23 protein-coding genes and 3 pseudogenes are annotated in these 25373 nt (G+C 68.0%); 19 read left to right on the top strand and 7 right to left on the bottom strand.

Going from position 1 to position 25373, the window contains the following annotated elements:
• Window positions 1-165 precede the first annotated feature (165 nt).
• A complete protein-coding gene (locus tag DEBA_RS00900) occupies window positions 166-945 on the top strand; it encodes a DUF4412 domain-containing protein (protein WP_013257017.1) in 780 nt (259 codons plus the stop codon).
• Window positions 946-1363: 418 nt separating this feature from the next.
• Window positions 1364-3406, top strand: a complete 2043-nt coding sequence (locus DEBA_RS16605; RefSeq protein WP_050762178.1) for a transporter substrate-binding domain-containing protein — start codon at window positions 1364-1366, stop codon at window positions 3404-3406.
• Here DEBA_RS16605 and tsaA read toward each other — a convergent pair.
• Window positions 3396-3890, bottom strand: coding sequence for a tRNA (N6-threonylcarbamoyladenosine(37)-N6)-methyltransferase TrmO (gene tsaA, locus DEBA_RS00890; protein WP_013257015.1), 495 nt, complete (start codon window positions 3888-3890; stop codon window positions 3396-3398). The genes DEBA_RS16605 and tsaA overlap by 11 nt on opposite strands.
• A gap of 168 nt (window positions 3891-4058) precedes the next feature.
• On the opposite strand from tsaA, the gene DEBA_RS00885 reads away from it, so the two are divergent.
• The 4 genes from DEBA_RS00885 to DEBA_RS00870 are packed head-to-tail and all read left to right on the top strand — an operon-like array spanning window position 4059 to window position 6420.
• Window positions 4059-4964, top strand: a complete 906-nt coding sequence (locus tag DEBA_RS00885; protein WP_013257014.1) for a sulfite exporter TauE/SafE family protein — start codon at window positions 4059-4061, stop codon at window positions 4962-4964.
• Between the two features lie 36 nt (window positions 4965-5000).
• Complete coding sequence (locus tag DEBA_RS00880; RefSeq protein WP_013257013.1) at window positions 5001-5564, top strand: RNA polymerase sigma factor; 564 nt, start codon at window positions 5001-5003, stop codon at window positions 5562-5564.
• Window positions 5564-5929, top strand: coding sequence for an anti-sigma factor family protein (locus DEBA_RS00875; RefSeq protein WP_013257012.1), 366 nt, complete (start codon window positions 5564-5566; stop codon window positions 5927-5929). The genes DEBA_RS00880 and DEBA_RS00875 overlap by 1 nt, the downstream gene beginning before the upstream one ends.
• 23 nt (window positions 5930-5952) lie before the next feature.
• A complete protein-coding gene (locus DEBA_RS00870; protein ID WP_013257011.1) occupies window positions 5953-6420 on the top strand; it encodes a Spy/CpxP family protein refolding chaperone in 468 nt (155 codons plus the stop codon).
• Here DEBA_RS00870 and DEBA_RS19010 read toward each other — a convergent pair.
• The 4 genes and pseudogenes from DEBA_RS19010 to DEBA_RS00860 form a co-directional block, all read right to left on the bottom strand.
• A complete protein-coding gene (locus DEBA_RS19010; RefSeq protein ID WP_407639303.1) occupies window positions 6407-7297 on the bottom strand; it encodes an MBL fold metallo-hydrolase in 891 nt (296 codons plus the stop codon). The two genes, DEBA_RS00870 and DEBA_RS19010, sit on opposite strands and share 14 nt — an antisense overlap.
• Complete coding sequence (locus tag DEBA_RS19005) at window positions 7294-7488, bottom strand: hypothetical protein (RefSeq protein WP_407639302.1); 195 nt, start codon at window positions 7486-7488, stop codon at window positions 7294-7296. The genes DEBA_RS19010 and DEBA_RS19005 overlap by 4 nt, the downstream gene beginning before the upstream one ends.
• Window positions 7489-7585: 97 nt before the next feature.
• A pseudogene (gene pxpB / locus DEBA_RS19000) lies at window positions 7586-8935 on the bottom strand (5-oxoprolinase subunit PxpB); the annotation flags it as partial.
• The gene (locus DEBA_RS00860) at window positions 8932-9708 is read right to left on the bottom strand and encodes a LamB/YcsF family protein (protein WP_013257009.1); all 777 of its coding nucleotides are present in this window, start codon (window positions 9706-9708) and stop codon (window positions 8932-8934) included. The gene DEBA_RS00860 and the pseudogene pxpB, both read right to left, overlap by 4 nt.
• A gap of 480 nt (window positions 9709-10188) precedes the next feature.
• On the opposite strand from DEBA_RS00860, the gene DEBA_RS00855 reads away from it, so the two are divergent.
• Window positions 10189-11469 (top strand): ABC transporter substrate-binding protein, encoded by a 1281-nt coding sequence (locus tag DEBA_RS00855; RefSeq protein WP_013257008.1) that lies wholly within the window; start codon window positions 10189-10191, stop codon window positions 11467-11469.
• Here the strand turns inward: DEBA_RS00855 and DEBA_RS00850 are convergent.
• The gene (locus tag DEBA_RS00850) at window positions 11415-12008 is read right to left on the bottom strand and encodes a DUF6125 family protein (protein WP_013257007.1); all 594 of its coding nucleotides are present in this window, start codon (window positions 12006-12008) and stop codon (window positions 11415-11417) included. The two genes, DEBA_RS00855 and DEBA_RS00850, sit on opposite strands and share 55 nt — an antisense overlap.
• Before the next feature lie 75 nt (window positions 12009-12083).
• Window positions 12084-12515, bottom strand: coding sequence for a MarR family winged helix-turn-helix transcriptional regulator (locus tag DEBA_RS00845; protein ID WP_013257006.1), 432 nt, complete (start codon window positions 12513-12515; stop codon window positions 12084-12086).
• Between the two features lie 266 nt (window positions 12516-12781).
• Here DEBA_RS00845 and dnaK point away from each other — a divergent pair, with 266 nt between their 5' ends.
• The 12 genes and pseudogenes from dnaK (at window position 12782) to DEBA_RS16600 (ending at window position 25260) form a co-directional block, all read left to right on the top strand.
• Entirely contained in the window at window positions 12782-14692 is a 1911-nt protein-coding gene (dnaK, locus tag DEBA_RS00840; RefSeq protein ID WP_013257005.1) for a molecular chaperone DnaK, read from the top strand.
• 153 nt (window positions 14693-14845) lie between these two features.
• A pseudogene (locus DEBA_RS00835) lies at window positions 14846-15436 on the top strand (IMP cyclohydrolase); the annotation flags it as partial.
• A gap of 43 nt (window positions 15437-15479) precedes the next feature.
• A complete protein-coding gene (gene purD, locus DEBA_RS00830) occupies window positions 15480-17249 on the top strand; it encodes a phosphoribosylamine--glycine ligase (RefSeq protein ID WP_013257003.1) in 1770 nt (589 codons plus the stop codon).
• A complete protein-coding gene (locus DEBA_RS00825) occupies window positions 17242-17868 on the top strand; it encodes an L-threonylcarbamoyladenylate synthase (protein WP_013257002.1) in 627 nt (208 codons plus the stop codon). The genes purD and DEBA_RS00825 overlap by 8 nt, the downstream gene beginning before the upstream one ends.
• Window positions 17869-17932: 64 nt before the next feature.
• On the top strand, window positions 17933-18328 hold the full coding sequence (locus DEBA_RS00820; RefSeq protein WP_013257001.1) for a hypothetical protein: 396 nt from the start codon (window positions 17933-17935) through the stop codon (window positions 18326-18328).
• Window positions 18329-18330: 2 nt separating this feature from the next.
• Window positions 18331-19167, top strand: a complete 837-nt coding sequence (locus DEBA_RS00815) for an HDOD domain-containing protein (RefSeq protein ID WP_013257000.1) — start codon at window positions 18331-18333, stop codon at window positions 19165-19167.
• Window positions 19168-20623: 1456 nt separating this feature from the next.
• Window positions 20624-21211 (top strand): annotated as a pseudogene (locus DEBA_RS19090) (methyl-accepting chemotaxis protein); the annotation flags it as partial.
• Between the two features lie 146 nt (window positions 21212-21357).
• A complete protein-coding gene (locus tag DEBA_RS18830; protein WP_013256998.1) occupies window positions 21358-22326 on the top strand; it encodes a DnaJ C-terminal domain-containing protein in 969 nt (322 codons plus the stop codon).
• A 1-nt stretch (window position 22327) separates the two neighbouring features.
• A complete protein-coding gene (locus DEBA_RS00800) occupies window positions 22328-23128 on the top strand; it encodes a TPM domain-containing protein (RefSeq protein ID WP_013256997.1) in 801 nt (266 codons plus the stop codon).
• A gap of 21 nt (window positions 23129-23149) precedes the next feature.
• On the top strand, window positions 23150-23875 hold the full coding sequence (locus DEBA_RS00795) for a nucleotidyltransferase domain-containing protein (protein ID WP_013256996.1): 726 nt from the start codon (window positions 23150-23152) through the stop codon (window positions 23873-23875).
• 54 nt (window positions 23876-23929) lie between these two features.
• On the top strand, window positions 23930-24496 hold the full coding sequence (locus tag DEBA_RS00790; protein ID WP_013256995.1) for a LemA family protein: 567 nt from the start codon (window positions 23930-23932) through the stop codon (window positions 24494-24496).
• A gap of 68 nt (window positions 24497-24564) precedes the next feature.
• Window positions 24565-25260: an MgtC/SapB family protein gene (locus DEBA_RS16600; protein WP_013256994.1), complete on the top strand. Its 696-nt coding sequence runs from the start codon at window positions 24565-24567 to the stop codon at window positions 25258-25260.
• Window positions 25261-25373 lie beyond the last annotated feature (113 nt).

The raw sequence follows: 25373 nt of genomic DNA, 5'->3' as shown, positions 1-25373 counted from the left end.
GGGATTGACAAGTCCAGAGCGCCGGACCAGCGCGGCGGGCGATCTGGCCTCACGCGGGATGGACAAAAGGCGGCAATGGCGGCATAATGCCCAGGCCTGCCCATGAGCGCCCAATCATGGCCTGGGCCGCCGGCGGCCCATGGCGAACAAAGGAGAAAAGTCCCCATGAAAATAAAAAGGCTGATTATCGCTCTGGCCCTGCTCATGTTGCCCACCAGCGCCCTGGCCGGCTGGGTCTTCACCGAGCAGGCCGACGACGACGGCGAGCAGGAAAAAATCTTCATCCAGGCCGGCAAGCTGGCCGTGGGCCAGTCCGAAAACGCCATCCAGACCGTTTTCGACACCAAAAGCGGCCAGCTTCTGCTGATCAATCACCAGAGCAAGACCTATTGGCAGGGCACGCCCCAAGAGATGAAAAGCGGCATGTCCTCGGCCATGGACGCGGCCATCGCCCAGCAGACCAAGGACATGCCGCCCGAGCAGGCGGCCCAGTACAAGGCCATGATGCAGGCCATGAAAGAGCAGATGACCAACAAGCCGGCCGGCCAGGCCCCCCGGCCCAAGGTCGGCGTGGCCAAGGAGGGCGACGGCGGCAAGGTGGCCGGCTACGACACGGTCAAGTACGCCATCTCGCAGGATGGCCAGGTGGTGGCCTGGTATTGGGTGGCCCCCAATCTGGACCTCAGCGACGAGTTCGACATGGCCAACATGCTCGAGATGATGGACGGCTTCAACCCCGAGCCCGATTATTCCACCGACCCGGCCCTGATCGCGGTGTTCGAAAAGGGCTATCCGCTCAAGGTGGTGGAGCTGGACCAGGGCCAGGAGAACGTCATCGAGCAGAAGGCGGCCGTGGAAGAAAAGAATCTGCCCGCCGCGCTCTTCCAGGCGCCGGCCGGCTACAAGCGCAGCGACTTGGCCGGCGTGGCCGGCGACGGCCAGTAGGCCCGGGGAGCGCCCTCGGCCTGAACGCTCAGGCGCGGGCCGTCCCCCCGGCGGGGGCCGGCCCGTTTTTTTGGCGCGGCTGGCGGCAAGTGGGCTGCAACGGCGGCCGGTTATTGGTTTATACTCTAGTCTGAGAGTGCTGCACGGGGGCGTCCTGCCCCGTGCAGCATCGGCTTGGCAAAAGCGCGGTTTTGCCAAGCCTCGCAAATCGCTCGCCTAATCAGGTTCGCGATTTGGCGCGCCGTCCATGGCGCGCTTCAGCCGCCGCACGGTGGAATTCATGTTTCACAGGTTATTATCTGTTTTTACAACATTTGTTATGTTTCACCGTTCAGCGGCCTCAGTCTATTGACGTTGCAATGCTAACCATGGACCGTGGCGCGGCCGGCGGAAAGGGCTCAACGTGATCGGGCGAAGGATGCTGACTCTGACCAGCCTGCTGGCGGCGGCGCTTTTGATCGCCGCGTGGCGGCCGGCCGCGGCCCTGGCCGATCAGACGTCGATCATGGTCAGCGGCGACGAAGCCTACCCGCCCTACGAATTCAACGACGAGCAAGGCCTGCCCAGCGGCTTCAACGTCGAGGTCATGAGCGCGGCTGCCCGGGTGATGGGCCTGCGCGCCTCCATCCGCCTGGGCCCGTGGGGCCCGGTGCGCGCCCAACTGGAGCGGGGCCAGATCGACGCCCTGTGCGGCATGTATTATTCGCCGGCCCGGGCCGAAAAGGTCTTGTTCTCCAGGCCGCACCTGGTGGTCTCTTTCGCCGTGTTCACGCGCCACGGCTCCGACATCTCTTCCCTCGACGACGCCCGCGGCCGGACGATCATCGTCCAGCAGGGCGACTACGCCGACGACTACGTCAGCGCGGCCAAGCTCGGCGGGCGCGTCATCCGCGTGGACAGCCCGGCCAAGGCCCTGCGCGCCCTGGTCGCCGGCCAGGGCGACTGCGCGCTCGTGGCGCGCCTGCAGGGGCTTTATCTGGCCCGGCGGCTGGGGCTGGGCAACATCGCGCCCGTGGGCCCGCCGGTGCTGCCCCGCCAATACTGCTTCGCCGTGAAAAAAGGCGACGAGCGGCTCTTGGCCGCGCTCAACGAAGGCCTGGGCGTGATCCGCGCCAGCGGCCAATACGATCAGATCTACGACAAGTGGTTTGGCGCGCTGGAGGAAGAAAGCGTCTGGGAGCACATGCTGGGGCACCTTCACTGGATTCTCGGTCCGGCGGCGCTGATCTTTTTGCTGGCCATGGCCTGGGCTTGGTCGCTGAGGCGCAAGGTGGCCCAGCGCACTGGCGAACTGCGTGGTGAACTGGTCGCCCGCCGCAGGGCCGAGGCCGATCTGCAACAGAGCCAGGAGAGCCTGCGGGCCCTGGTCGACAGCTCCAGCGACGCCATCCTCAGCCTGGATCCGGCCCGTCATATCCTGCGCTGCAATCCGGCGTTTCTGCGCATGTTCGGCTATGCCGAAGCCGAGGCCCTGGGCAAAAGCACTCGCATCCTGCACCTCAGCCACGAAAACTTCGAGCGCCTGGGCCGCGAGGCCTACGCGGTGATCGGGGCCAGCGGACACTGGCTGGGCGAGGTCGTCTTGCAAACCAAGGACGGCCGCGAGTTGCCCGTGGAGCTGGCCCTTTCGGCCATCCGCGACCCCGACGGCCGCACCACCGGCCACGTGGCCATCATCCGCGACATCAGCCAGCGCCGCCAGGCCGAGCAGGAAAAGGCCCGCCTGGAAGACCAACTGCGCCACGCCCAGAAGATGGAGGCCATCGGCACCCTGGCCGGCGGCATCGCCCACGATTTCAACAACATCCTTGGGGCGATCATGGGCTACGCCGAGCTTTCGCTGCTCGACGCCCAGGAGGGCAAGACCAGCCCCGAAAAGCTGCGCAACATCCTCACATCGTCCAAGCGGGCCCGCGACCTGGTGCGCCAGATCCTCACCTTCAGCCGCAAGCTCACACCGGACATGCGGCCCCTGCGCCCCCGCGAGGTCATCCTCCACGCCCTGGAGCTGTTGCGCCCGGCGATCCCGCGCATGGTCGAGATTCGCTGTCGCCTGGCCGACGACCTGCCCCTGATCGCCGGCGACGTCACCCAGCTCGAACAGGTGCTGATCAACCTGGCCTCCAACGCCAGCGACGCCATGCCCGACGGCGGCGTGTTGACCATCAAGGCCGCCGCCCGCCAACTGAGCCCCCAGGAGGCGGCCGAGCTGGCCTTGCGGCCGGGGCTCCACGTGGTCATCGCCGTGTCCGACACCGGCCACGGCATGGACAAGCAGACCATGGAGCAGATCTTCGACCCGTTTTTCACCACCAAGGAAGTGGGCAAGGGCACCGGCCTGGGCCTGGCCACGGCCTTTGGCGTGATCAAGGCCCATGCCGGGGCCATCACCTGCCAGAGCGAGCCCGGCCGGGGCACGGTCTTTACGCTCTATTTGCCGGCGGCCGAGCCTAGCCGCTAAAGCGCTCGTCGGCCCGGGCCTGGTCGGCCTGGCTGGCCCGCGTGGCCAACCAGCCCACGCGCACGGGGCCTTGGGGCAGGTCAAAGGCCGGCACCAGGGGCTTGACGTCCAGGATGGGCGTGCCGTCCAAGAGATCCACGTCGAGGATGTCGATCACGTTATCGCGAACGCCGGCCAGGCGCACCACCGAAAGCCCGATGGCGTTGGGCCGGGCCGGGGCCCGGGTGGCGAAGACGCCGTGGGCCGCCTCATCCAGAAAGGGGGTGACCAACAGCCGGGCCGGGCCGCTTTGGTGGCAGTGATAGATGACGATCAGGTGCGAAAAGCCCTCCAGATCGCGCAGGCCCTCGGCCAACTCGGGCCGCAGAATGATATGGCCGGCCTGGCCCCGCGCGCCGCTGGGTTGGATGGGCGCGCCGGCGGCGTCGGCGTGGGGCGAGCGGGCCACGCCAATGGGCGCGTAGCTTACCGGTTCGAGGTTCATGCTTGGCCTCCTGGCGGATGGGCGGGGCTAATTCCCCACGACTCATGCTTTGTTATCATCGCCATTGCCCGGCCCCAAGTTTTTTCGGCCCCCCCGCGCAAGTTTCGCCGCGTGGCGGTGTTTAAGCCAATAAACGCCGATGTTGGGCGATGACTTGGGAGGCGCGCGATGTTGTTTCCGGTTTCCGGCGTGGAGTGTCCGCTGTGGCTGCCGCCGTTGGTGGCCTTCGTGCTTTCGTTTTTCACCTCCATGGGCGGCGTCTCGGGCGCGTTTCTGATTCTGCCGTTCCAGATGAGCTTTTTGGGCTTCACCTCGCCGGCGGTCAGCCCCACCAACCTGGTCTACAACGTGGTGGCCATCCCCAGCGGGGTCTATCGCTACCTGCGCGAGGGCCGCATGGTCTGGCCGCTGACCTGGATCGTGGTCAGCGGGACGCTGCCTGGCGTGGTGGCCGGCGGTTTCATCCGCCTGCACTGGCTGCCCGACGCCAAGCCGTTCAAGGTGTTCGTGGGCTGCGTGCTGCTCTACATCGGCCTGCGCCTGGCCAAGGACGTTTTCGCCTCGCGCCGAACGGCCAAGGCGGCGGGCGGCGCGGCCAACGCCGCCACGACCAGCGACTTCAAGGTGCGCGTCAAGCATTTTTCCTGGCGGCGGCTGACCTACGAGTTCGCGGGCCAGGATTATACGTGCGGCGTGCCGGGCATTTTCGCGCTATCGTTGGCCGTGGGCCTGGTGGGCGGGGTCTACGGCATTGGCGGCGGGGCCATTGTCGCGCCGTTTTTCGTGGCCATCTACGGCCTGCCGGTGCACACGGTGGCCGGCGCGGCGCTGATGGGCACCTTCATCACCTCGGTGGCCGGGGTGGCGTTTTATCAACTGGTGGCCCCGCTCTACGGCCAGATGGCCGTGGCCCCGGATTGGCTGCTGGGCGCGCTGTTTGGCCTGGGCGGTTTTTGCGGCATGTACCTGGGGGCCAGGGCCCAGCGCTTCGTGCCGGCGGTGTGGATCAAGCTGATGCTGACGGGTTTGTTGCTCTATGTCGCCACGCGCTACATCGTGGGCTATTTTCTGTGAGGCCGCGCCTGGGCCGCGCCGTCGGCCGGCCGGCCCGTGAACGCGCCCCTGGCCCGGGCCAGCGACGAAGAATTGATCCGGGCCATGGCCAGCGGCCAGACCCAGGCCCTGGACGAGTTTGTCGGGCGCTATCAGGCCCGGCTGACCGGCTTTGCCCAGCGCTATCTGAACGACTGGGCCGCCGCCGAGGATCTGGCCCAGGAGACGCTGCTGCGCGTCTGGCAGGCCGCGCCCCGTTTCGAGCCCAGGGCCAAGGTCTCGACGTGGGTCTTTGGCGTGGCCTATCGCCTGGCGCTAAACGAATTTCGCCGGCGGGGCCGCCTGGCCCGTCTGCAAGGCCGCCTGGCCGAGCTGCTCGCCGGCCAGCGGGATGAATCGCCCCTGGAGCGCTTGCAGGCCGGCCAACGGCTGGAGCGTCTCAACGCCGAGTTGGCCCGCCTGCCCCAGCGCCAGCGGGCGGCCCTGCTGCTGCGCGTCGATCAGGGCCTGAGCTACGCCCAGATCGCCCAAGTCATGGAGCTGACCACGGCGGCGGTGGAGTCGTTGATCCACCGGGCCCGCCAAAGGCTCAGGCGACGCCTGGGCCAGGAGCAAGCGTGATGAACTGCCGCCGCGCGGCCAAGCTGCTTTCGCCCTTTATCGACCACGAGCTGTCCGACCAGCGGGCCACGGCCCTGGAGAGCCATCTGGCCCAGTGCCCGGCCTGTCGGGCTCGCTTGGCGGCCTTGCGCGCCGGGGATCGGCTCCTGCGCCAGGCCCAAGCGCCGGCCGGCGCGCCGTGGACGGCGGCGGACATCCTGGCCCGCCGCGCGGCCCGGCCATGGCCCAGCGGGCCGTGGCGGGCCTTGGCCGCGCTGCTGAGGCCGCTGGCCCCGCGGCCCAAGACGGCCATTTTGGACGAACTGGCCGACCTGCCGCCCCAACTCATGGCCGGGGCCTACTTGCGCCTGCTCGGCCAGGGCTGAAGGCGCGCGGGGAGGATTAACGCATGACGGCGATATGGTGGGCGGCCGGGGCGCTGGGCGTCTTGGCCCTGGCGGCGGGGCTATTGGCCCTGTGGCGGCGGGGCCGCGCGGGCCGGCCGATTCGGGGCTATCTGGATTTGATCGACGATCTCAGCCCGGCCCAACGGGCCCAGGTCGAGGCGATCCGCCGCGAGTTTTTGCCCCGGGTGGAGGCCATCAGGGCCGGGCTGCGCGGCCGGAGGGCGCTGCTGGCCGAGCTGCTTTTCGCCGAGCCCATCGACCGGCCGGCCATCGACCAGGCCGTGGCCGAGATTTTGGCCGATCAAGCCGCGCTGGAGCGCCAGGTCATCGAGCACATCATCGAGGAGCGCGAGCTCTTGGACCCGGCCCAGCGCCGCCAGTTTCACGACATCATCGTCGGCCAGTTCAGCGGCGGCGGTCTGGGCGTCCACGATGTGCGCGCCGCCGGTCGGCCGCTCAAACGGCGCTGAACAGGCCTTCCTGGCAGACCACCGCGCCCTGGGCCAGCAACTCGTCCAGGTGTTTGCCGATCATCTGGCTTTCAAAATAGCGAAACAGCGGCTGGGCAATGGCCGCCTGGCCATAGATGAGCGCCGCGTCGACGATCATTGGCCAGGTTTTGGGCTGGCGCAGCAGCTCGACCAGCGCCTCCTGGCGGCGGTCGATGACTGCCAGATAGGCGCTCAGGCGCTGGCGGACGTTTTGGCCAAGCGGCGGATTGTGGGCCGGGGCGATGATCTTGGGATCGAGCTCGATGAGCATGCGCACCGCGCGGCGAAACTGATCGATGTCGCTTTCGGGGTTGGCGTACCAGGGCCCAAAGCCGCTGAGGTCGATGTCGCCAGACCAGACCAGGCCCTGCTCGGGCAGATAAAAACAGGTGTGATCGGCGGTGTGGCCGGGGGCGTCCAGGGCGATGACTCTCACCCCGCCGATGGCGATTTCCTCGTTCGGGCGAAAAAAGCCGCTGGGCCGTTGGGGCCGCATGCCCACTTCCTCGCGGGCCAGCTTGCGCCAGCCGGCGGCTTGGCGGTCGGTTTTCATGTAACGCAGGCTCAGCCGCCGCATGTCGCCCGAGTCGGCGAAGGAGTTTCGCGGCACGAGGATCTGGCGGTCGGCAAAGAGCCAGTTGCCCGCGGCGTGATCGGCGTGGGAGTGGCTGTTGAGCACCAGATCGACCTGGGCCGCCCAGGGGGCCAGCACGTCTTGGCCCGCGCCGGTGTCGATGATGGCCACGCTCCCGCGCGACTGGATGATCAAGCCGTGACCGCGCGGGAAACGGCCGCTGTTTTCGCCGACCAGAAAACTGACCGGCCCGCCGAGGGGGATTGTCTCGCCTGGTTTCATGGATGCAGGGCCTCGATCATTTCTTGGGTTTGACGCAAACGTTGACGGGTGGCGGCCACGGCCGCGGCGGGTTCGATCAGCCGGAAGCGCAGGCGCGCGCCGGGCAGGGCCTGGCCCAGCAGATCCAGGTCTGGGCCGATGATCGTGGCGATTTTCGGATACCCGCCCATGGTTTGTTCGCGCAGCAGCACCAGCGCCTGGCCGTCGGGGGTGATCTGCACCACGCCGGGGCGGACGGCGCTCGCTTTTGGCCGCGCCGGCCGACTCGGGCCGGGCGTTGATGGCCGGCCCGCGCAGACGCGCGCCGCGGCGGTCGGCCCGCTCGTCCAGGGTGAACTCGCTTTGGGCCAAGACGGCCAGGGCCGTGGCGGGAAACATCTCTTCGTTGGGCCCGGCCACCGCCCGCAGGGTGATGGCCCCATCGGCGGCGGCGGGGACAAGCTCCGGCGGCAAGGCCCCGCCTTGGCCCTGCCAGCCGCCCGGCCCCACGCGCACGACCTCGCCAACGGCCAACGGCGCGCCGATGCGGCCCAGCGGATAGGCCGCGCGGCTGCCCAGTTCGGGCTCGACGGCCACGCCGCCGGATAGGGCCAGCACGGCCCGCGCGCCGCCCTTGGGCGGGCCAAAGCTCAGCTCTTGATCGGGTAAAAGCAGATGAGCCCGCCACATCGCCAGGGGTTGGCCGTCCAGGCGCGGGCTCGGGCCGGCCCCACAGACCGCCGCCAGCAGCGGCCGCACGACTTTGAATCTGGGGCCCAGCAGGGTCAGCTCCAGGGCCGCGTCGGTGGTGGCGTTGCCGACCAGGGCGTTGGCCACGGCCAGGGCTTGTTGATCCAGCGCGCCGCTCTGGGGCAGGCCCAGGCGGCTTCGGCCGAAACGCCCGGCGTCCTGAACCAGGCAGAGCCCGCCCGAGCGCAAGACGCTCAGGGCCGCCAAGCCGTCTTGGCTCCAGCGATTTCTGGCTGCTGGCGGGGCGGGGAAGTGGCTATCGGCCACGGGGCGGAAGCGGATCATGTCGCCGGGGGCGACCAGGCAGGGCGGATCGCGGCGGGGGTGATAGAACAAAAGCGGCGTGCGGCCGATGATCCGCCAGCCGCCCGGCCCGCCCAGGGGGTAGAGCCCGGTCTGATCGCCGCCCAGGCCCACCGCGCCCGGCGGCAGATCGGGTCGGGGGCTGTCCAGGCGGGGGCAGGCCAGGTCCGGGTCCAGGCCTTCCAAATAGGGAAAGCCGGGCGTGAAGCCCAGGCAGCGACAGGGCAGGGGCCGGGCGCAGTGGCGGGCGATGAACTGGGTTGGCGAAAGGCCGGCGCGCTGGGCCACGAAGGCCAGGTCCGGGCCGTGCTCGCCGCCGTAGACCACCGGAACGTCCAGCAGACGGCCGGGCGGCGGGGGCGCGACGCTGGCGGTGGCCCAGGCTTGTTCGATGGCCCGAGCCATGGCTTGGTGGTCGGTGGTTTGGGGGTCGAAGCAAAGCTGGAGGCTGGCCAGGCCCAGGCTGGTCTCGATCAGGCCCGGCGGGGCCAGTTCGGCCAGGCCCGTGGCCAGGGCGTGCAAGCGCGCTGGCAGATCGGGCGTCCGGGGTGGATAGGCCATGACGGCGGCCTCGCCCTGGGGCTTGCAAGCGACGTGGCCGTTCATCGGGCCAGCTCGGCCAGGGGCCGCAGGGCCACGCCGGCCTGGCGCAGGGCCGGGCCCAGGAGCTTGGCCGTGGCCAGGGCGGCGGGGCCATCGCCATGCAGGCAGATGGTCTGGGCCTCCAAGGCCAGCCACGCGCCATCCAGGCAACGCACTCGGCCGTTGGTCAGCAGCTCCAGGCAGCGCTCCTCGGCCAGCTCGGGCCGGTCGACCAGCGCGCCGGGCGCGTCCCTGGGGGCCAGGCGGCCATCGGACAGATAGCCCCGGTCGGCGAAAAACTCGGCCGCCACCTTCAGTCCGGCTTGGCGGGCCAGGCGGCGGATCATCTGGCCGGCCGGCCCGGCCAGGCAGACGAGAACCAAGCCCGGCCCGCAGGCGGCCACGGCCTCGATCAGCGCGCCGGCCAGGGCTTCATCGACGGCGGCGCGGTTGTAGAGCGCGCCGTGGGGTTTGACGTGGGTCAGGCCGAGACCCCGGGCCTTGGCCAGGGCGGCCAGGGCGCCTATCTGGTAGATCAGGTCGGCGCGGACCTCGGCGGGCGGGGCGGACACGGGCCTGCGGCCAAAGCCGCGCCGATCGGCGTAGCCGGGGTGGGCGCCCACGGCCACGCCGGCCGCCGCGCACAGGGCGATGGTCTGGTCCATGACCAGGGGGTCGCCGGCGTGGAAGCCGCAGGCCAGATTGGCGCTGGTGACGCTGGCGAGCATGGCCTGGTCGTCGCCCAGCCGATAGGGGCCGAAGCCCTCGCCCATGTCGCAGTTCAGGTCGATGAACATGACGTTCGCGCCGTTTGTTTCGTCTGGGCTGGCATCGTTTTTCTGTCTCGACCCGCCGTGGGGGGCCAGGCTCTGGCCATGGTTGCGATGGGAAGCAAGCCTCGCACCGGGAGCCACGAGCGGTTGACGTTATGCTCCCCTTCTCGACCCGCCGTGGGGGGCCAGGCTCTGGCCGTGGTTGCGATGGGAAGCAAGCCTCGCACCGGGAGCCACGGGCGGTTGACGTTATGCTTCCGCCCTCGACCCGCCGTGGGGGGCCAGGCTCTGGCCGTGGTTGCGATGACTGCACGGGCCATCACCGGGAGCCACGGGCGGCAGGTGTTATGCTCCCCTTCTCGACCCGCCGTGGGGGGGCCAGGCTCTGGCCTTAAGTGTAGCGCTTTTGGGGTGGTGGGGCCAAGAGGCTTGGCGTGGTGGGCCTTGACAAGATTTGGTTGATGGGCCATGGTCATTGGCGTGATTTCCCTGGAGGGCCATTGGATGTGTAAGCGCCTGCCGTTGTGGGCCGCTTTGGCGGCGATTTTGTTATGTTGGGCCGCGCCGGCGGCGGCCGCGCAGGCCGTGCGCATCGGGGTGATTTATCCGTTGAGCGGGGCCGAGGCCTCGGTGGGCCGTTCGCTGTTGGCGGCGGCGCGCTTGGCGGTGGAGGTGGCCAACGGGGCCTATCCCGGCCTGCCGATGGTCATGGCTCAGCGCCAGGGCTGGGCGCGGTTGGAGCTGGTGTCGGCCGACAGTGGCGGCGATGGCGTGCGGGCGGCCGAGGCGGCGCGCCGGCTGATACACGAAGAAAAAGTGGCGGGAATATTGGGATGTTACTCCTCTGGCGCGACGGATGCGGTGGCTGATGCGTGCGAGGTGGCGGGCGTGCCGATGTTGAGCGCCTGCGCGACCGATCCGGCCTTGACCAACCAGGGGCGGCAGTGGTTTTGGCGGGTGAGCCCCCACGACGGCCAGTTCATCGGCGAGCTTTTCGATTTTCTCAACGCCATCATCGACGGCAAGGCCCCTGGCGTGCCGGCCCAGGCCAGGTTGAACATGCAGATGCTGGCCAGCGCCTGCCGCGACGACGCCTGGGGCGAGGCCAACAGCCGGATCATTCGTTTGCGGGCCGGGGGGCAGGGTTTTTCGGTGGGGGCCAGCCTGATGTACTCGCCGGAGACGCCCGATCTGCTGACCACCGCGCGCAAGCTGGCCATGGCCCAGCCGGCGGTGATTTTGGCGGCGTCCTACGAGCGGGACGCGGTCAAGCTGATGGAGGCGTTGCGGGCGACCAAGGCGCGGCCCCTGGTGATCTGGGGCCAGGATGCCGGTTTCGAGTCCGAGGGGTTTCGGGCCCAGGGCCGGTTGGTGGAGGGCGTGTGTTCGCGCACGGTGTTTTCGCCGGCGTTGGCGCGGCAAAATCCGCTGGCCAAGGCGGTCAACGAGCTTTATCGCCTGAAGACGGGCCAAGACCTTGACGGCTCGACGGCCAGGGCCTTCACGGCCGTGCAGGTTTGGGCCGAGCTTTTGGACTTGGCCGGCTCGGCCGAGGCCGAGGACATCCGCGCGGCGGCGCAACATTTACATCTCGCCAAGGACCAGCTCATCGTGCCCTGGGAGGGCGTTCGTTTTGGCCAAGACTTGGACAATCCTGGGCAAAACGCCCTGGGCCGCGGGCTGATCGGTCAATATCAAATGAAAGACGGCCGGCTGGCGCTGGAGATCGTCTATCCCTTCGAACTGGCCACCGCGCCGCTGCTGTTTCCGTTCAGGGGTTTTTGAGGCGGCGTTGGGCTCGCGTCGGGAAAGCGAAAAAACATCTCGCGCCGGCAGTGGCCGTAATGAATCATCTGGCACAAGTTCGTGGGGCAGTCGTCGTGGTGCTCCACGCCCAGGGCGTCCAGCCAGGCGTAAATGCGTTCGTAGATGCCGCATTCGTAGCGGTCGGCCACGCCCAGGGCCGTCATGCCCCGCTGGGCGAAACAGCGCTCCATGACCATGCGCATCGACGAAGGGCCCCATTCCCAGCCAAAGCTCATGAAATCGCCCACCGACAGCTCCAGCCCGGCGACCATGAACCGCCGCAGGCCGGCCATGTCGGTCACCCGCTCGACGCCCAGGGCCGCCTTGAGCCGCGTCACTTCCCGGCCGGCCATGGCCCTGATGGCCCCCCTGTTGAGTTTGTTGGCGCGCTCGACGCCCACCTCGGCCAGGCATTGTTGAAACCACATGGCGTCGTGGGTCATCCAGCCTCTGGTCAATAGTTGTTTGAGCTGATTTTTGTCCATCCATTCCGGCGCTTGCTTGCCGTCGAATTTCATGGCCCTCGCTCCTTGCCCGCCCGCCTCGCGCCGACGGGCGAAAAGGTTTGGCGACAAACTATGTTGGCAAAAAAATCAGCTCATATTGTCGTTCATGCGGCCCAGCAGCTCGGCCGCGATGATTTTTTCGCCTTCGGAAAAGCCGTTGAACAATTTTTTCCAAAAGGCTTGCCCGACTTCGATGAACAGCGGCTTCAGGGCCAGGCCGCTTGGCGTGGCCGAAACCAGGGTGACGCGGCTGTCGGCGTGGTCTTTTTGCTTTTGGGCCAGGCCGCGCTCGACCAGCCTGTCGACCAGGGCCGTGAGCGTGGATTTGTCGCGGTCTATGAGCTTGGCCAGGTCTTTCATGGGCAGGGGGCCGTGGCGAAAAAGGGCGACCATCAGGTCTCCGTGGGCCGGGATGAAGCCTTGCACGCCGCGCCGGGCCAGTTGGTCGACCAGGAAGCGGTTGGATTTTTCGCGCAGTCTGGCCGCCAGCGCGAGGATGTTTTCTGGTTTGCGCTCCAATTGGCTTCTCGCTTTCAGGCTTTCAGCATAGCAGCGAATAAAGTTTTGCGTCAAACCAAATTTGCCAGCCGGGGTGCGGCGGGTGGTCGTTTGCCGCGAAAAAATTACCCGCCGGGCCTGATTTGCCCTGGGCTGCCCTTGACTTGGCCGCGCCCGGTCTTAACTTCCATGATCAGAAGGGGCCCTCGCGGCCCCGCTCGCGTGCGATCGATACCAGCCCGCCGCCTTTGCCGGCGGAGCAAATAAACTTCGGGAGGAATAATCTGATGTCTGAAAAGATCATCGGCATCGACCTTGGCACCACCAACAGCGTGGTGGCCATCATGGAGGGCGGCGAGCCCAAGGTGATCACCAACGAGGAAGGGGCGCGCACCACGCCCAGCGTGGTGGCCATCACCGACAAGGGCGAGCGCCTGGTCGGGGCCAGCGCCAAGCGCCAGGCCGTGACCAACCCCACCAACACGGTTTACTCCATCAAGCGCTTCATGGGCCGGCGGCTGTCCGAGTGCGCCGAGGAAGTCAAGCAGGCGCCCTACGCGGTGGAGGACTCTGGCTCGGGCCAGGTCAATGTGGTGGTGCAAGGCAAGAAGTATTCGCCGCCCGAGATCAGCGCCATGGTTTTGGGCAAGCTGAAAAAGGCCGCCGAGGATTATCTGGGCGAGAAGATCACCGCCGCGGTGATCACGGTGCCGGCCTATTTCAACGACGGCCAGCGCCAAGCCACCAAGGACGCCGGCAAGATCGCCGGGCTGGAGGTCAAGCGCATCATCAACGAGCCCACGGCCGCCGCGCTGGCCTATGGCCTGGACAAAAAGACCAACGAGACCATCGCCGTGTTCGACTTCGGCGGCGGCACCTTTGATATTTCCATCCTCGAGGTGGGCGACGGCGTGGTCGAGGTCAAGAGCACCAACGGCGACACCCACCTGGGCGGCGACAACATCGACCAGCGCCTCATCGACTGGCTGGTGGGCGAGTTCAAGAAAGACCAGGGCATTGATCTGTCCAAGGATCCGATGGCCCTGCAACGCCTGCGCGAGGCGGCCGAAAAGGCCAAGATGGAGCTTTCGACGGCTTCGGAGACCGACGTCAACCTGCCCTTCATCACCGCCGACGCCTCGGGGCCCAAGCACCTGAACGTCAAGCTGGGCCGGGCCAAGTTCGAGGCCCTGGTGGAGGACATCCTCAAGCGGACGCTGGAGCCCTGCAAGCGGGCCCTGTCCGACGCCGGGCTGCAATCCTCGCAGATCGACGAGGTCGTGCTGGTGGGCGGCTCGACGCGCATCCCCAAGGTCCAGGAGATGGTCAAGGACTTTTTCGGCAAGGAGCCCCACAAGGGCGTCAACCCCGATGAGGTCGTGGCCGTGGGCGCGGCGATCCAGGGCGGCGTGCTGGCCGGCACGGTGGGCGATGTGCTGCTTTTGGACGTGACTCCGCTGAGCCTGGGCATCGAAACCCTGGGCGGTGTGATGACCAAGCTCATCGAGCGCAACACCACCATCCCCACCCGCAAGAGCGAGACCTTCAGCACCGCCGCCGACAACCAGACGACGGTGGATATCCACGTCTTGCAGGGCGAGCGCGAGTTCGCCAAGGATAACCGCACCCTGGGTCACTTCCAGCTCACGGGCATCCCCCCCGCGCCGCGCGGCGTGCCCCAGGTGGAGGTCACCTTCGACATCGACGCCAACGGCATCGTCCACGTCAGCGCCAAGGACATGGCCACCGGCAAGCAGCAGTCCATCGAGATCAAGGCCAGCAGCGGCATCGACGACAAGGAAGTCGAGCGCATGGTCCAGGACGCCAAGCGCTTCGAGAAGGAAGACGCCGAGCGGCGCAAGGCCGTCGAGGCCCGCAACCAGCTCGACTCGATGGTCTACCAGACCGAAAAGCTCTTGAACGAGAACAAGGAAAAGCTCGACGCCGCCACCATCGGCAGCATGGAAAAAGCCCTGGCCGACGCCAAGGACGCCCTCAAGTCCGAGGATCACGGCCGCATCCAGCAGCAGTTCGAGGCCTTGCAGAGCGCCAGCCACGCCATGGCCCAGGCCCTCTATTCCTCGCAGACCCAGCAACAGGGCCAGCCCGGCGGCGCTCAGCAGGCCGGGCCCCAGGGCGGCGCGGCCAACAAGGCCGACGACGACGTGGTCGACGCCGAGTTTACCGAGCACAACTAAAACCCCCAGCGGGGCTTTTCCTCCACCGCCCGTCGCGGCCGCCCGGCCCTGGCGGGCGGTTTCTTTTGGGGGCGGGCAAGCTGGTCGCCCCCTTGTGCCGGCGGGCCGTCCGTGCTAGAACAGGGCCAAACGCCAAAAACCGCGGAGGAGCACATGAACCGCAAGATCATGCGGGCGCTGATCAGCGTCACCGACAAGGCCGGCGTGGTCGAGTTCGCCCAGGGCCTGGCCCGGATGGGCGTGACGCTCATCAGCACCGGCGGCACGGCCAAGGCCCTGCGCCAGGGCGGGCTCAAGGTCGGCGACGTGGCCGAGGTCACCGGCTTTCCCGAAATGCTTGACGGCCGGGTCAAGACCCTGCACCCGCGCATCCACGGCGGCATCCTGGCCCGGCGCGACGACCAGTCTCACCGCGCCCAACTGGCCGAGCACCACATCGCCCCCATCGACCTGGTCTGCGTCAACCTCTACGCCTTCGAGGCCACCGTGGCCCAGCCTGGCTGCTCCTTCGAGGACGCCATCGAAAACATCGACATCGGCGGACCGTGCCTGATCCGCGCCTCGGCCAAAAACCACCAGGGCGTGGTGGTGGTCACCGACCCGGCCGACTACGACGCCGTGTTGGCCGAGATGGCCGAGCTTGGCGGCGGCGTGGGCGAAAAGACCAGGGCCCGGCTGGCGGCCAAGGCCTTCCGCCTGACCAACCAATACGACGGCGCCATCGCCGACTACATGGAAAAGCGCCTGGCCCGCTGACGGCCGCCCTGGGCGCGGGAGCATCGACTCGATGAAAATCCTGGTGATCGGCGGCGGCGGCCGCGAGCACGCCATTGTTTGGAAGCTGGCCCAGAGCCCCAAGGTCCAGGCCATCTTCTGCGCCCCCGGCAACCCCGGCATGGCCGGCCTGGCCACCTGCCTGACCATCGACCCCGATGATATAGCCGGGCTCAAGGCCTTTGCCCTCGACAACCACATCGACCTGACCGTGGTCGGCCCCGAGGCCCCGCTGGTGGCCGGCCTGACCGACGTTTTCGAACAGGCCGGACTGCTGGTGGCCGGGCCCAGCGCCGCCGCCGCCCGGCTGGAGGGCTCCAAGGCCTTCGCCAAGGAGGTGATGGAGGCCGCCGGCGTGCCCACGGCCCAGTGCCGGATCTTCGACGACGCGGCCCAGGCCAAGGACCATTGCCGCAACCTGGGCGGGCCGGTGGTGGTCAAGGCCGACGGCCTGGCCGCCGGCAAGGGCGTGATCATGTGCCGCACGGCCGGCGAGGCCATGGCCGCCTGCGAGCGGATCATGGAAGAGCGCGCCTTTGGCCAGGCCGGCGAGCGCGTGGTCATCGAGGAGTGGCTGGAGGGCGAGGAGGCCAGCTTCCTGGTCTTCACCGACGGCCAGGCCATCGCGGCCATGCCTTCCAGCCAGGACCACAAGGCCGTGGGCGAGGGCGACACCGGCCCCAACACCGGCGGCATGGGGGCCTATTCGCCCGCGCCGGTGGTGGGCCCCGCATTGGAGTCGGCGGTCATCGAGCGGGTGATCAAACCGACCCTGGCCGAGATGAAGCGTCGCGGCGCGCCGTTCAAGGGCGTGCTCTACGCCGGGCTGATGATCGACAAGGCCGGCGAGCCCAAGGTGCTGGAGTTCAACGTGCGCTTCGGCGACCCGGAGTGCCAGCCGTTGTTGATGCGCCTGGATAGCGATCTGGCCGAGATCCTGCAACTGTTGGCCCAGGGCCGCCTGGCCGAGGCCGAGGTGGAGTGGAAGGCCGATCCGGCCGTCTGCGTGGTGCTGGCCTCGGGCGGCTATCCCGGCGATTACGCCAAGGGTTTCGAGATCAGCGGTGTGGAGGAGGCCAACGCCGTGGAGGGCGCGCGGGTCTTTCACGCCGGCACGGCCCTCAAGGACGGCAAGCTGGTCAACGCCGGCGGCCGGGTCTTGGGCGTGTGCGCCACCGGCGTCGACATCGCCCAGGCCATCGAACGGGCCTACGAGGCCTGCGGCAAGATCTGGTGGCAGGGGATGCTGTTGCGCCGCGACATCGGCCACCGGGCCCTGGCCCGGCTGAAAAACCGGCCGTTGGTGGGCATCGTGATGGGCTCGCCCAACGACTGGGAGGTGATGAAGTCGGCGGCCAAGGCCCTGACCGAACTGGGCGTGCCCCACGAGGCGCGGGTGCTCAGCGCCCACCGCACCCCCGGCCAGGCCGCCCAATACGCCGCCAGCGCCGCCGAACGCGGGCTCAAGGTGATCATCGCCGGGGCCGGCTGGGCCGCCCACTTGGCCGGGGCCATGGCCGCCCAGACGGTGCTGCCCGTCATCGGCGTGCCCATCGGCTCCAGCCAGCTTAACGGCCTGGACGCCCTGCTTTCCACCGTGCAGATGCCGCCGGGCATACCCGTGGCCACGGTGGCCATTGGCGCGGGCGGGGCCAGGAACGCCGGCGTGCTGGCCGCCCAGATTCTGGCCCTGGGCGACGCCGCGCTGGCCCAGGGCCTGGCCCAGCAGCGTCGGGACATGGCCGCCGAGGTGGCCGCGGCCGAGAAAAAGCTCTTTGCCTGAGCCGCTGATCTGGCCCGTCGACGCCGCCGCGCCCGCGCCGGACGTCCTGGCCCGGGCGGCGGCGCTGCTGGCCGAGGGCGCGGTGGTGGCCTTCCCCACCGAGACGCTCTATGGCCTGGCCGTGGACGCGGCCAACCACCGGGCCTTGGCCCGGCTGGCGGCGCTGAAAGAGCGCCCCGACGACAAGCCTTTTCCGCTGATCATCGGCGCGGAGGGGCAGATCGCGCCCTTGGCGGCGACGCTCACGCCCCTGGCCCGGCGGCTGATGGCCGCCCATTGGCCCGGCCCGCTGACGATTGTCCTGGCCGCCGCGCCGGGCCTGCCGCCCGAACTGACCCACCAGGGCGGCGTGGCCCTGCGTCTCAGCTCGCACCCGGTGGCCGCCGGCCTGGCCCTGGCCCTGGGCCGGGCCGTCACCGCCACCAGCGCCAACCTGGCCGGCCGGCCGGCCCAAGCCAGGCCCGAGGCGTTGGACCCGGCCTTGCTGGCCCGGATCGACCTGCTGCTCGACGGCGGCCCCTGCCCCGGCGGCGCGCCCAGCACGATCGTGCTGGCCAGTGGCCGGCGGGCCAAGGTGCTGCGCCAGGGCGCGGTGGCCTTGGCCGAGGAAGAACGCTGAACGCCAAGGCCGGCGCTTGTGGACGGGGCCGCGCTTTGCTACGATTGATGGCGGGAGGCTGGCGATGATCAAAGTCCCGGTCGACAAGCTCAGCGACGGCCAGGTGCTGGCCCAGGACGTGGTGCGCGACGACGGCGTGGTGCTGATGACCAAGGGCCGCCAGATCACCGCCGAGGTGATCAACCTGCTGGGCCGCTTGCAGGTCGAGGCCGTGGTCGTCGAAGGCGACGCCTTCGCCTCCGACGAGGAGCGCCAGGCCTACCAGCAGCTCATGGAGCAGGCCCTGGACCACCGTTTCAGCCGGGTGGCCGACGACCCGGTGCTGAAGGCCATCCGCGAGCTGCTGCGGGCCAAGCTGCGGGCCGGCTGCGTCTTCGGCGGGCCCAAGCCGGGCGCGCCCACCATCGACGACTCGGGCAAGCTGCTCAAAAAAACCGGCCGCCCGGACGGAGGCGCCTAGCCGTGGTCACCGATCGCGTCGCCGCCAAAAAGAAAGTCCAGCTCATCAAAAACCTGCCCACCCTGCCGGGCATGATCGACATGATCAGCCGGGCGGTGGACTCCAAGCGCTTCTCGGCCGCCGATATCGGCAAGCTCATCAGCAAAGACCAGGTGCTCACGGCCAAGGTGCTCAAGCTGGCCAACAGCGCCTTTTTCGGCTTTTCGCGCAAGGTCGGCTCGCTGACCCAGGCCCTGGTGCTGCTGGGCTTCGACGTGGTCAAGGGCCTGATTCTCACCTCCAGCGTCTTCGACTTGATGAAGGACCAATCGGGTGAGCTGTGGCGGCACTCCATGGGCGTGGCCACCGTCAGCAACATCATCGCCAGCGAGATCGGCATGGCCGACGTGGAGGAGGTTGGCCTGGCCGGCTTGCTGCACGACCTGGGCAAGGTGGTGCTGCGGGCCCACATGCCCGAGGATCACGCCTCGATCAGCGAGTTGGTGGAGGTGGAGGAAATGCCCGTGCGCCAGGCCGAGCGCGAGGTGCTGGGCTTTGACCACACCCACGTGGGCCTGTGGCTGGCCGAGGCCTGGAAGCTGCCCGAGCAGCTCACCGAGCCCTTGCGCTGGCATCATCAGCCCGAGGCCTCGCGCAAGGCCCCCCTGGCCACGGCCGTGGTCCACTTCGCCGACATCCTGGCCCGGGGCTATGGCTACGGCGACGGCGGCGACCCCTGGGTGCCGCCCCTGGACCGCGCGGCCCTCAAGGCCCTGGGCCTCGACAGCCAAAAGCTGCGCAACATCATCGACGCCATGTGTGAAAAGCTCGTCGACCAGCCTGGTTCGTTGAGCATCTGAGGCCCCGCGCGGCCTGCCCCTCGGCGTAACAAATTTGTTACAAGCTCAATACTTTTTTGGCAACCGCTGGCCGTCGCGGCAAAATAATCATAAACTTGGTTTATGATTGAAAAACAGCGTCATCCTCGTGGAGAACAGCATGGGTCTGTCTTTCGGCAAAAAAATGGCCGTCGTCCTGACGGCGCTAGCCCTGGCGGCCATCGCGCCGTTGATCGTCCTGGCCGTGACGGCCGTGGACGCCGCCCGCGATTCGTTCGTTCAGCAAAAATTCGAGCAACTGCGCTCCATCCGCCAGATCAAGGCCAACCAGATCATTGATTATCTGGGCCAGCGCCAGCGCGACATGGAAGTGCTGGCGGCCAACCCCCAGGCCCTGGCGGCGTTGGCGGCCTTTGGCCGGGCCTTTGCCGAGGAGGGCGGCCGGGTGGGCGGTCCGCTCTGGCAAGAAGCCCAGCGCCAGTATGGCCCGTGGCTGAGCCGTTATCAAAAGGCCTATGGCTATTATGATATCTTTTTGATCAATCAAAACGGCGACATCGTCTACAGCGTCGCCCAAGAGCCGGACCTGGGCCAAAACCTGCGCGGCGGGCCCCTGGCCGGCTCCAGCCTGGCCCAGGCCCTGGCCGCGGCCTCGGCCGAAAAAGCGACCATCGCCGATTTCGCGCCCTACGCGCCGTCCAAGGGCGAGCCGGCGGCCTTTCTGGCCTGCCGGGCCGGGGCGGGCGCGGTGGCCGCGCAGATATCCATCGAGCAGGTCAACAAGATCATGCAGGAACGCTCGGGCATGGGCCAGACCGGCGAGAGCTATCTGGTGGGGCCGGACAAGCTGATGCGCTCGGATTCGTTCCTCGACGCCACGGGTCATTCCGTGCGGGCCTCGTTCGCCGATCCGGTCAAGGGCGCGGTGGACACCCAGGCCAGCCGGGCGGCCCTGGCCGGCCAAGGCGGCGAGGAGATCATCGCCGACTACAACGGCAACCAGGTTCTTTCGGCCTATGCGCCGCTGGATTTCGGCGGGTTGCGCTGGGCCATTTTGGCCGAGATCGACCTGGCCGAGGTGGTCAGCGAATCAAAGGCGGCCCAGGAGCTGCTGACCACGGTGATGCTGGTCGGCGCGGCGGCCGGCGCGGCCATCCTGGCGGCGCTTTTGGCCAGCGGCCTGGTGGTGCGCCGGGCCATTGGCTCTTTGCGTCAACTGGCGCGCACGCTGGGTGACAGCGCCAGGCAGATTGCCGTGGCCTCCGGGCAGGTGGCCGGCTCCAGCCAAGGCCTGGCCCAGGGCTCCAGCGAGCAGGCGGCTTCGCTGGAGGAGACCAGCGCCTCGCTGGAGCAGTTGGCGGCCATGGCCCAGGCCAACTCCCAGCACGCCCAGGACGCCGACGGCCTGATGATCGAGGCCAAGCGCGTGGTCGGCCAGGCCGGCCAGACCCTGGAGAGCCTGGAGCAGGCGGTGACGACCATCACCGCCAACAGCGCCAAGATGGCCAAGATCATCAAGACCATCGACGAGATCGCCTTCCAGACCAATCTGCTGGCCCTGAACGCCGCCGTGGAGGCGGCCCGGGCCGGCGAGGCCGGGGCGGGCTTTGCCGTGGTGGCCGAGGAGGTGCGCTCGCTGGCCCTGCGCGCGGCGGCGGCGGCCAGGGAAACCACGGGCATGATCGAGGACAGCGGCGGCCGAATCGCCTCGCTTTCCAGCCTGACCGCCCAGATGGACCAGATTTTCGCCGAGGTGCGGCAAAGCGCCTCGCGGGTGGCCGAGTTGGTGGCGCTCATTGCCGGGGCCTCCCACGAGCAGTCCCAGGGCGTGGAGCAGATCAACCAGGCCGTGGGCCAGATGGACCGGATCACGCAAAGTTCGGCCGCCACCGCCGAGGAAATGGCCGCCTCCGCCGAGGAGATGGCCGCCCAGACCGGCAGTCTGCGCGAGGTGGTCGGAGAGTTGGAGGGCTTGGTCAACGGCGCGCGCCAGGCCGCCCCGCCCGCGCAACCGCGCAAGGCCCTGGAGTCGCCGCGTTTACAACTGCTTGGCAATACAAAATAAATCTCTGACAGCCTTCCTTGACACCCCCCCGCGGGCGACTTATATTTAGCAATAGCCCGTCCCAGGCCGCTTACACGGGCGGCCGGGGGGGTATTTCAGGCAATGCAGGAGGAAAGCCGCCCCGCCGGGCGTGCGAATGGACGGACATGGCCAAAGACTACTACAAAGTTCTGGGCTTGGAAAAAGGCGCCTCGGTCGAGGACATCAAAAAGGCCTACCGCAAGCTGGCCATGAAGTATCACCCCGACCGCAACCAGGACGACAAGGCGGCGGAGGAGCGCTTCAAGGAAGTCAGCGAGGCCTATTCCGTCTTGTCCGACCCCGAAAAGCGCAAGCAATACGACACCTTCGGCAGCGCCGGCTTCAAGCAGCGCTATAGCCAGGAAGACATCTACCGCGGATCGGACATCAACGACATCCTGCGCGACATGGGCCTGGGCGGTGATTTCTTTTCGCGCATCTTCGGCGGGCGAGGCGGCGGCTACCGCGCCTACACCGTCAACAACGGCGGCATGGGCGGTTTTGGCCCCACCGGGGCCGCGCCGGGCATGGGCGGGTTCGATTTCGGCGCGGCCGGGGCCGGGCCCAACAAGGGCGCGGACTTGGTCTACGAACTGCCCGTCAGCCTGGCCGAGGTCTTTCACGGCGCGGAAAAGATGGTTTCCTACCGCCGTAGCGGCCGCATGGAGCGGGTCAGCGTCAAGGTGCCGCCGGGCATCGCCACGGGCCAGAAGCTGCGTTTGGCCGGCAAGGGCGACGACGCCCCGGGCCACGGCGGCCAGCCCGGCGACCTGTTCATCAAAATCCGCGTGCTCGACGACGAGCGCTTCACGCGTCACGGCGACGACCTGGAGGTGATCGCGCCGATCAGCTTTTCCACCGCCGCCCTGGGCGGCAACGTGGAGCTGACGGCCATCGACGGCAAGACCCTCAAGGTCAAGGCGCCCAGGGGCTCGCAAAACGGCGCGCGCCTGCGCGTCAAGGGCAAGGGCTTGCCCCTGTTCCGGGGCGGCGGCCACGGCGATCTTTACGTGCGGTTGCAGGTCGAGGTGCCCGGGCGGCTGACCTCGCGCCAGAAAGAACTGCTGGAGCAACTGGCCCAGGAAGGCCTCTAGGATGAAGTTTTCGATCAAAACGACGGCGTCGCTGGTTTTGGCGGCGCTGTTTGTGTTTTTGCTGGCCGGCGTGGCCCCGGCGACCGAGCAATGGCCTCGGCCCAAGGGCCCGGTGGCCGATTTTGCCGGCGTGCTTTCGCCCCAGGCCCAGCGGGCCATCACCGGGCTTTCCACCGAGCTGTGGCAAAAAACCGGCGCGGCCATCGTGGTGGCCACCGTGCCCGAACTGCCCCCGGACCAGACCATCGAGAGCCTGGCCGTGGAGCTGATGCAAAGCTGGGGCGTGGGCCAAAAGGGCAAGGACGAGGGTCTGCTGTTTCTGGTGGCGGTCAAGGATCGCCGCCTGCGCATCGAGGTGGGCTACGGCCTGGAGGGCTTGATCCCAGACGCCATCGCCGCGCGCATCCGCGACCAGGCCATGCGGCCCCACCTCAAGCAAAACGACTACGACCAGGGCCTGCTGGCCGGCGTGGCCGCTGCGGCCGGCGTCATCGCCAAGGACAAAGGGGTCACGCTCACCGGCCTGCCCGAACGGCCGGACAAATCATCGGGCGGCAAGGCCTTTGGCCTGATCCCGCTGATTCTGATGATCGTGGCCTTCATTGTTTTGGGCCGGCTGGGCCGGCGGGGCGGCGGCGGGCGTGGCGGTGGCGGCGGCGCGCTGCTGACGGGCATGCTGCTGGGCTCGATGCTGGGCGGCGGCCGTCACGGCGGCGGCGGTTTCGACAGCTTCGGCGGCGGCGGCTTTGGCGGCTTCGGTGGCGGCTTCAGTGGCGGCGGCGGGGCCTCGGGCGATTTCTAGCAACCATCACACGGATCGGTCATGGCCAAAAAAGCACCCGACAAACCGGAAGACATCTTCCCGGAACTGATCACCGACCTCTCCAACGCCCTGGGCACCGACCTGCACGGCGTCTGCCTCTTTGGCTCGGCGGCCAGGGGGGCCTACGTCAAGGGCCGCAGCGACATCAACCTGCTGGTGGTCGTGGCCGAGGAGGCCAAGGCCACGGCCTCGCGCCTGAGCGGCTTTTATCGCAAATGGGCTCCGGCCGGCCTGGCCGCGCCCCTGGTCATGAACAAGGCCTACATCGCCACCAGCCTGGACGTGTTTCCGCTGGAGCTGATGACCATGGCCGCCGCCCACAAATGCATCCACGGCGAAGACCCGCTGGAAGGCCTGGTCATCGACGATCGGCGGCTGCGCCTGCAACTGGAGCGCGAGGTCAAGGCCAAGCTGATGGCCCTGCAAGGACGGCTGATCGCCTGCGGCGGCGACGAAAAAGAGCTGCGCCACAGTGTGATCGAGGCCGCGCCGGCCATGACGGCCATCCTGCAAGGCTGCCTGAAGCTCTTCACCGGCGCTTATCCCCTCGACCGCCAGGAAGTGCTGGAGCGCGCCGAAACGGCCGGCCTGCCGGTGGAGTCGTTCCGGCGCATGGCCGCCGTGCGCGCCGGCCGGCTCTCGCCCAAGGCCAAGGAGCTGACCGAACTGCTGGAATGGGCCGTGGAGCAACTGGGCCAACTGGGCCAGCGCCTGGATCAAATGTAACCAAACGAGCTTTTTTTCGAGGTCTAACATAATTTGTCTGGAGGAATGGGGCGCATGAGCAAGGGAGCAAAAATCGCCATCGGAGTGGGCCTGGTCGCGCTGTTGGGTTTTCTGTGGCTGTTCGTCAGCCCCTACAACACCCTCAAGGCCCAGCGCGAAAACGTGCGCGAGGCCCAGGCCAACGTGGAAACCGACCTGCAACGGCGTTACGACCTGATCCCCAACCTGGTCGAGACGGTCAAGGGCTACGCCGCCCATGAAAAAGAGACACTGCAAGGGGTCATCGAGGCCCGGCGGCAGTTCACCCAGGCCGGCGACATCGGCGGCAAGCTGGCCGCCGATCAGGCCATGCAAAGCGCCCTGGGCCGGCTGATGGTGGTGGTCGAACGCTACCCCGAGTTGAAGGCCAACCAAAACTTCCGCGACCTGCAAGCCCAACTCGAAGGCACCGAAAATCGCATCACCGTGGCCCGCACGCGCTACAACGCGGCGGTCAAGGAATACAACCTGGCGGTGGAAACCCTGCCGACGATGATCCTGGCCCGGCTGATGGGCTTCGAACGCATCGAGCCGTTCCAGGCGGCGGCCCAGGCCCAGCAAGCGCCTCAGGTCAAGTTCTGACGGCAAACGCCGCCGGCGGGGTGGCCGACGCCCCGCCGGCGGCGTGGCCAAGCAAAAAAGGGGGGCCCATGGTCTATCTAGATGAAACAACAATGGTCGCCCGCATCGCCATGGCCGGGGCCTTGGGCATGATCATCGGCTTGGAGCGTGAACGCCACAGCAAGGCCGCAGGCCTGCGCTCGTGCATCCTGGTGTGCATGGCCGGCGCCCTGCTGATGAGCCTGTCGCTCTACCTCACCCAACTTTTCGCCTCCAACGCCAACGACAGCATGATCCGCATGGATCCCGGCCGCCTGCCGTCATACGCCATCGCCGGCATGGGCTTTTTGGGCGCTGGCGCGATCATCCAGGGCCGGCGTTCGGCCTGGGGCGTCACCACCGGCGCGGCCATGTGGGTGCTGACCGGCGTGGGCCTGTCGGTGGGCGCGGGGCTCTATCTGCCAGCCTTCGTGGTGGTGGCGCTGACGTTTGTCGCGCTGGCCTTCTTCCCCACGCTGGCGCGCCTGCTGCCCAAGGAACAACTGGTCGTGCTCAGCCTCGAGGCCGATTCACGCAAGGCCGTCGATGGCGTGCGCGATCTGCTCAAACACTACGGCGCGCATCTGATCTTTTTGGGCAAAAATCGTTGCCTGGAAAGCGACACCGTCTCGGCCACCTTCCGGCTGCGCATCATCTCGGGCGCCAAGTGGGCGACGATGCTGGATGAACTGGAACAAGTGCCGGACGTGACCTGCTATTCCTGGCACGAGGCCGACGTGCCCTGAGGCCGGGCTACGGCCAGCGCAAGACGCGGGGGGGAGCTTTTTCTTTTGCGCCCAAAGAAAAAGAGGCCGGCGCCCGGTCAGGCAGAGCGGGCCGACCATGCCAGATTGGCGCC

It is taken from the genome of Desulfarculus baarsii DSM 2075, assembly GCF_000143965.1.
Taxonomy (GTDB): Bacteria; Desulfobacterota; Desulfarculia; order Desulfarculales; family Desulfarculaceae; genus Desulfarculus; species Desulfarculus baarsii.
The sequence above is the reverse complement of the archived record's forward strand: the minus strand, read 5'-3'. Positions and strand labels throughout refer to the sequence as shown.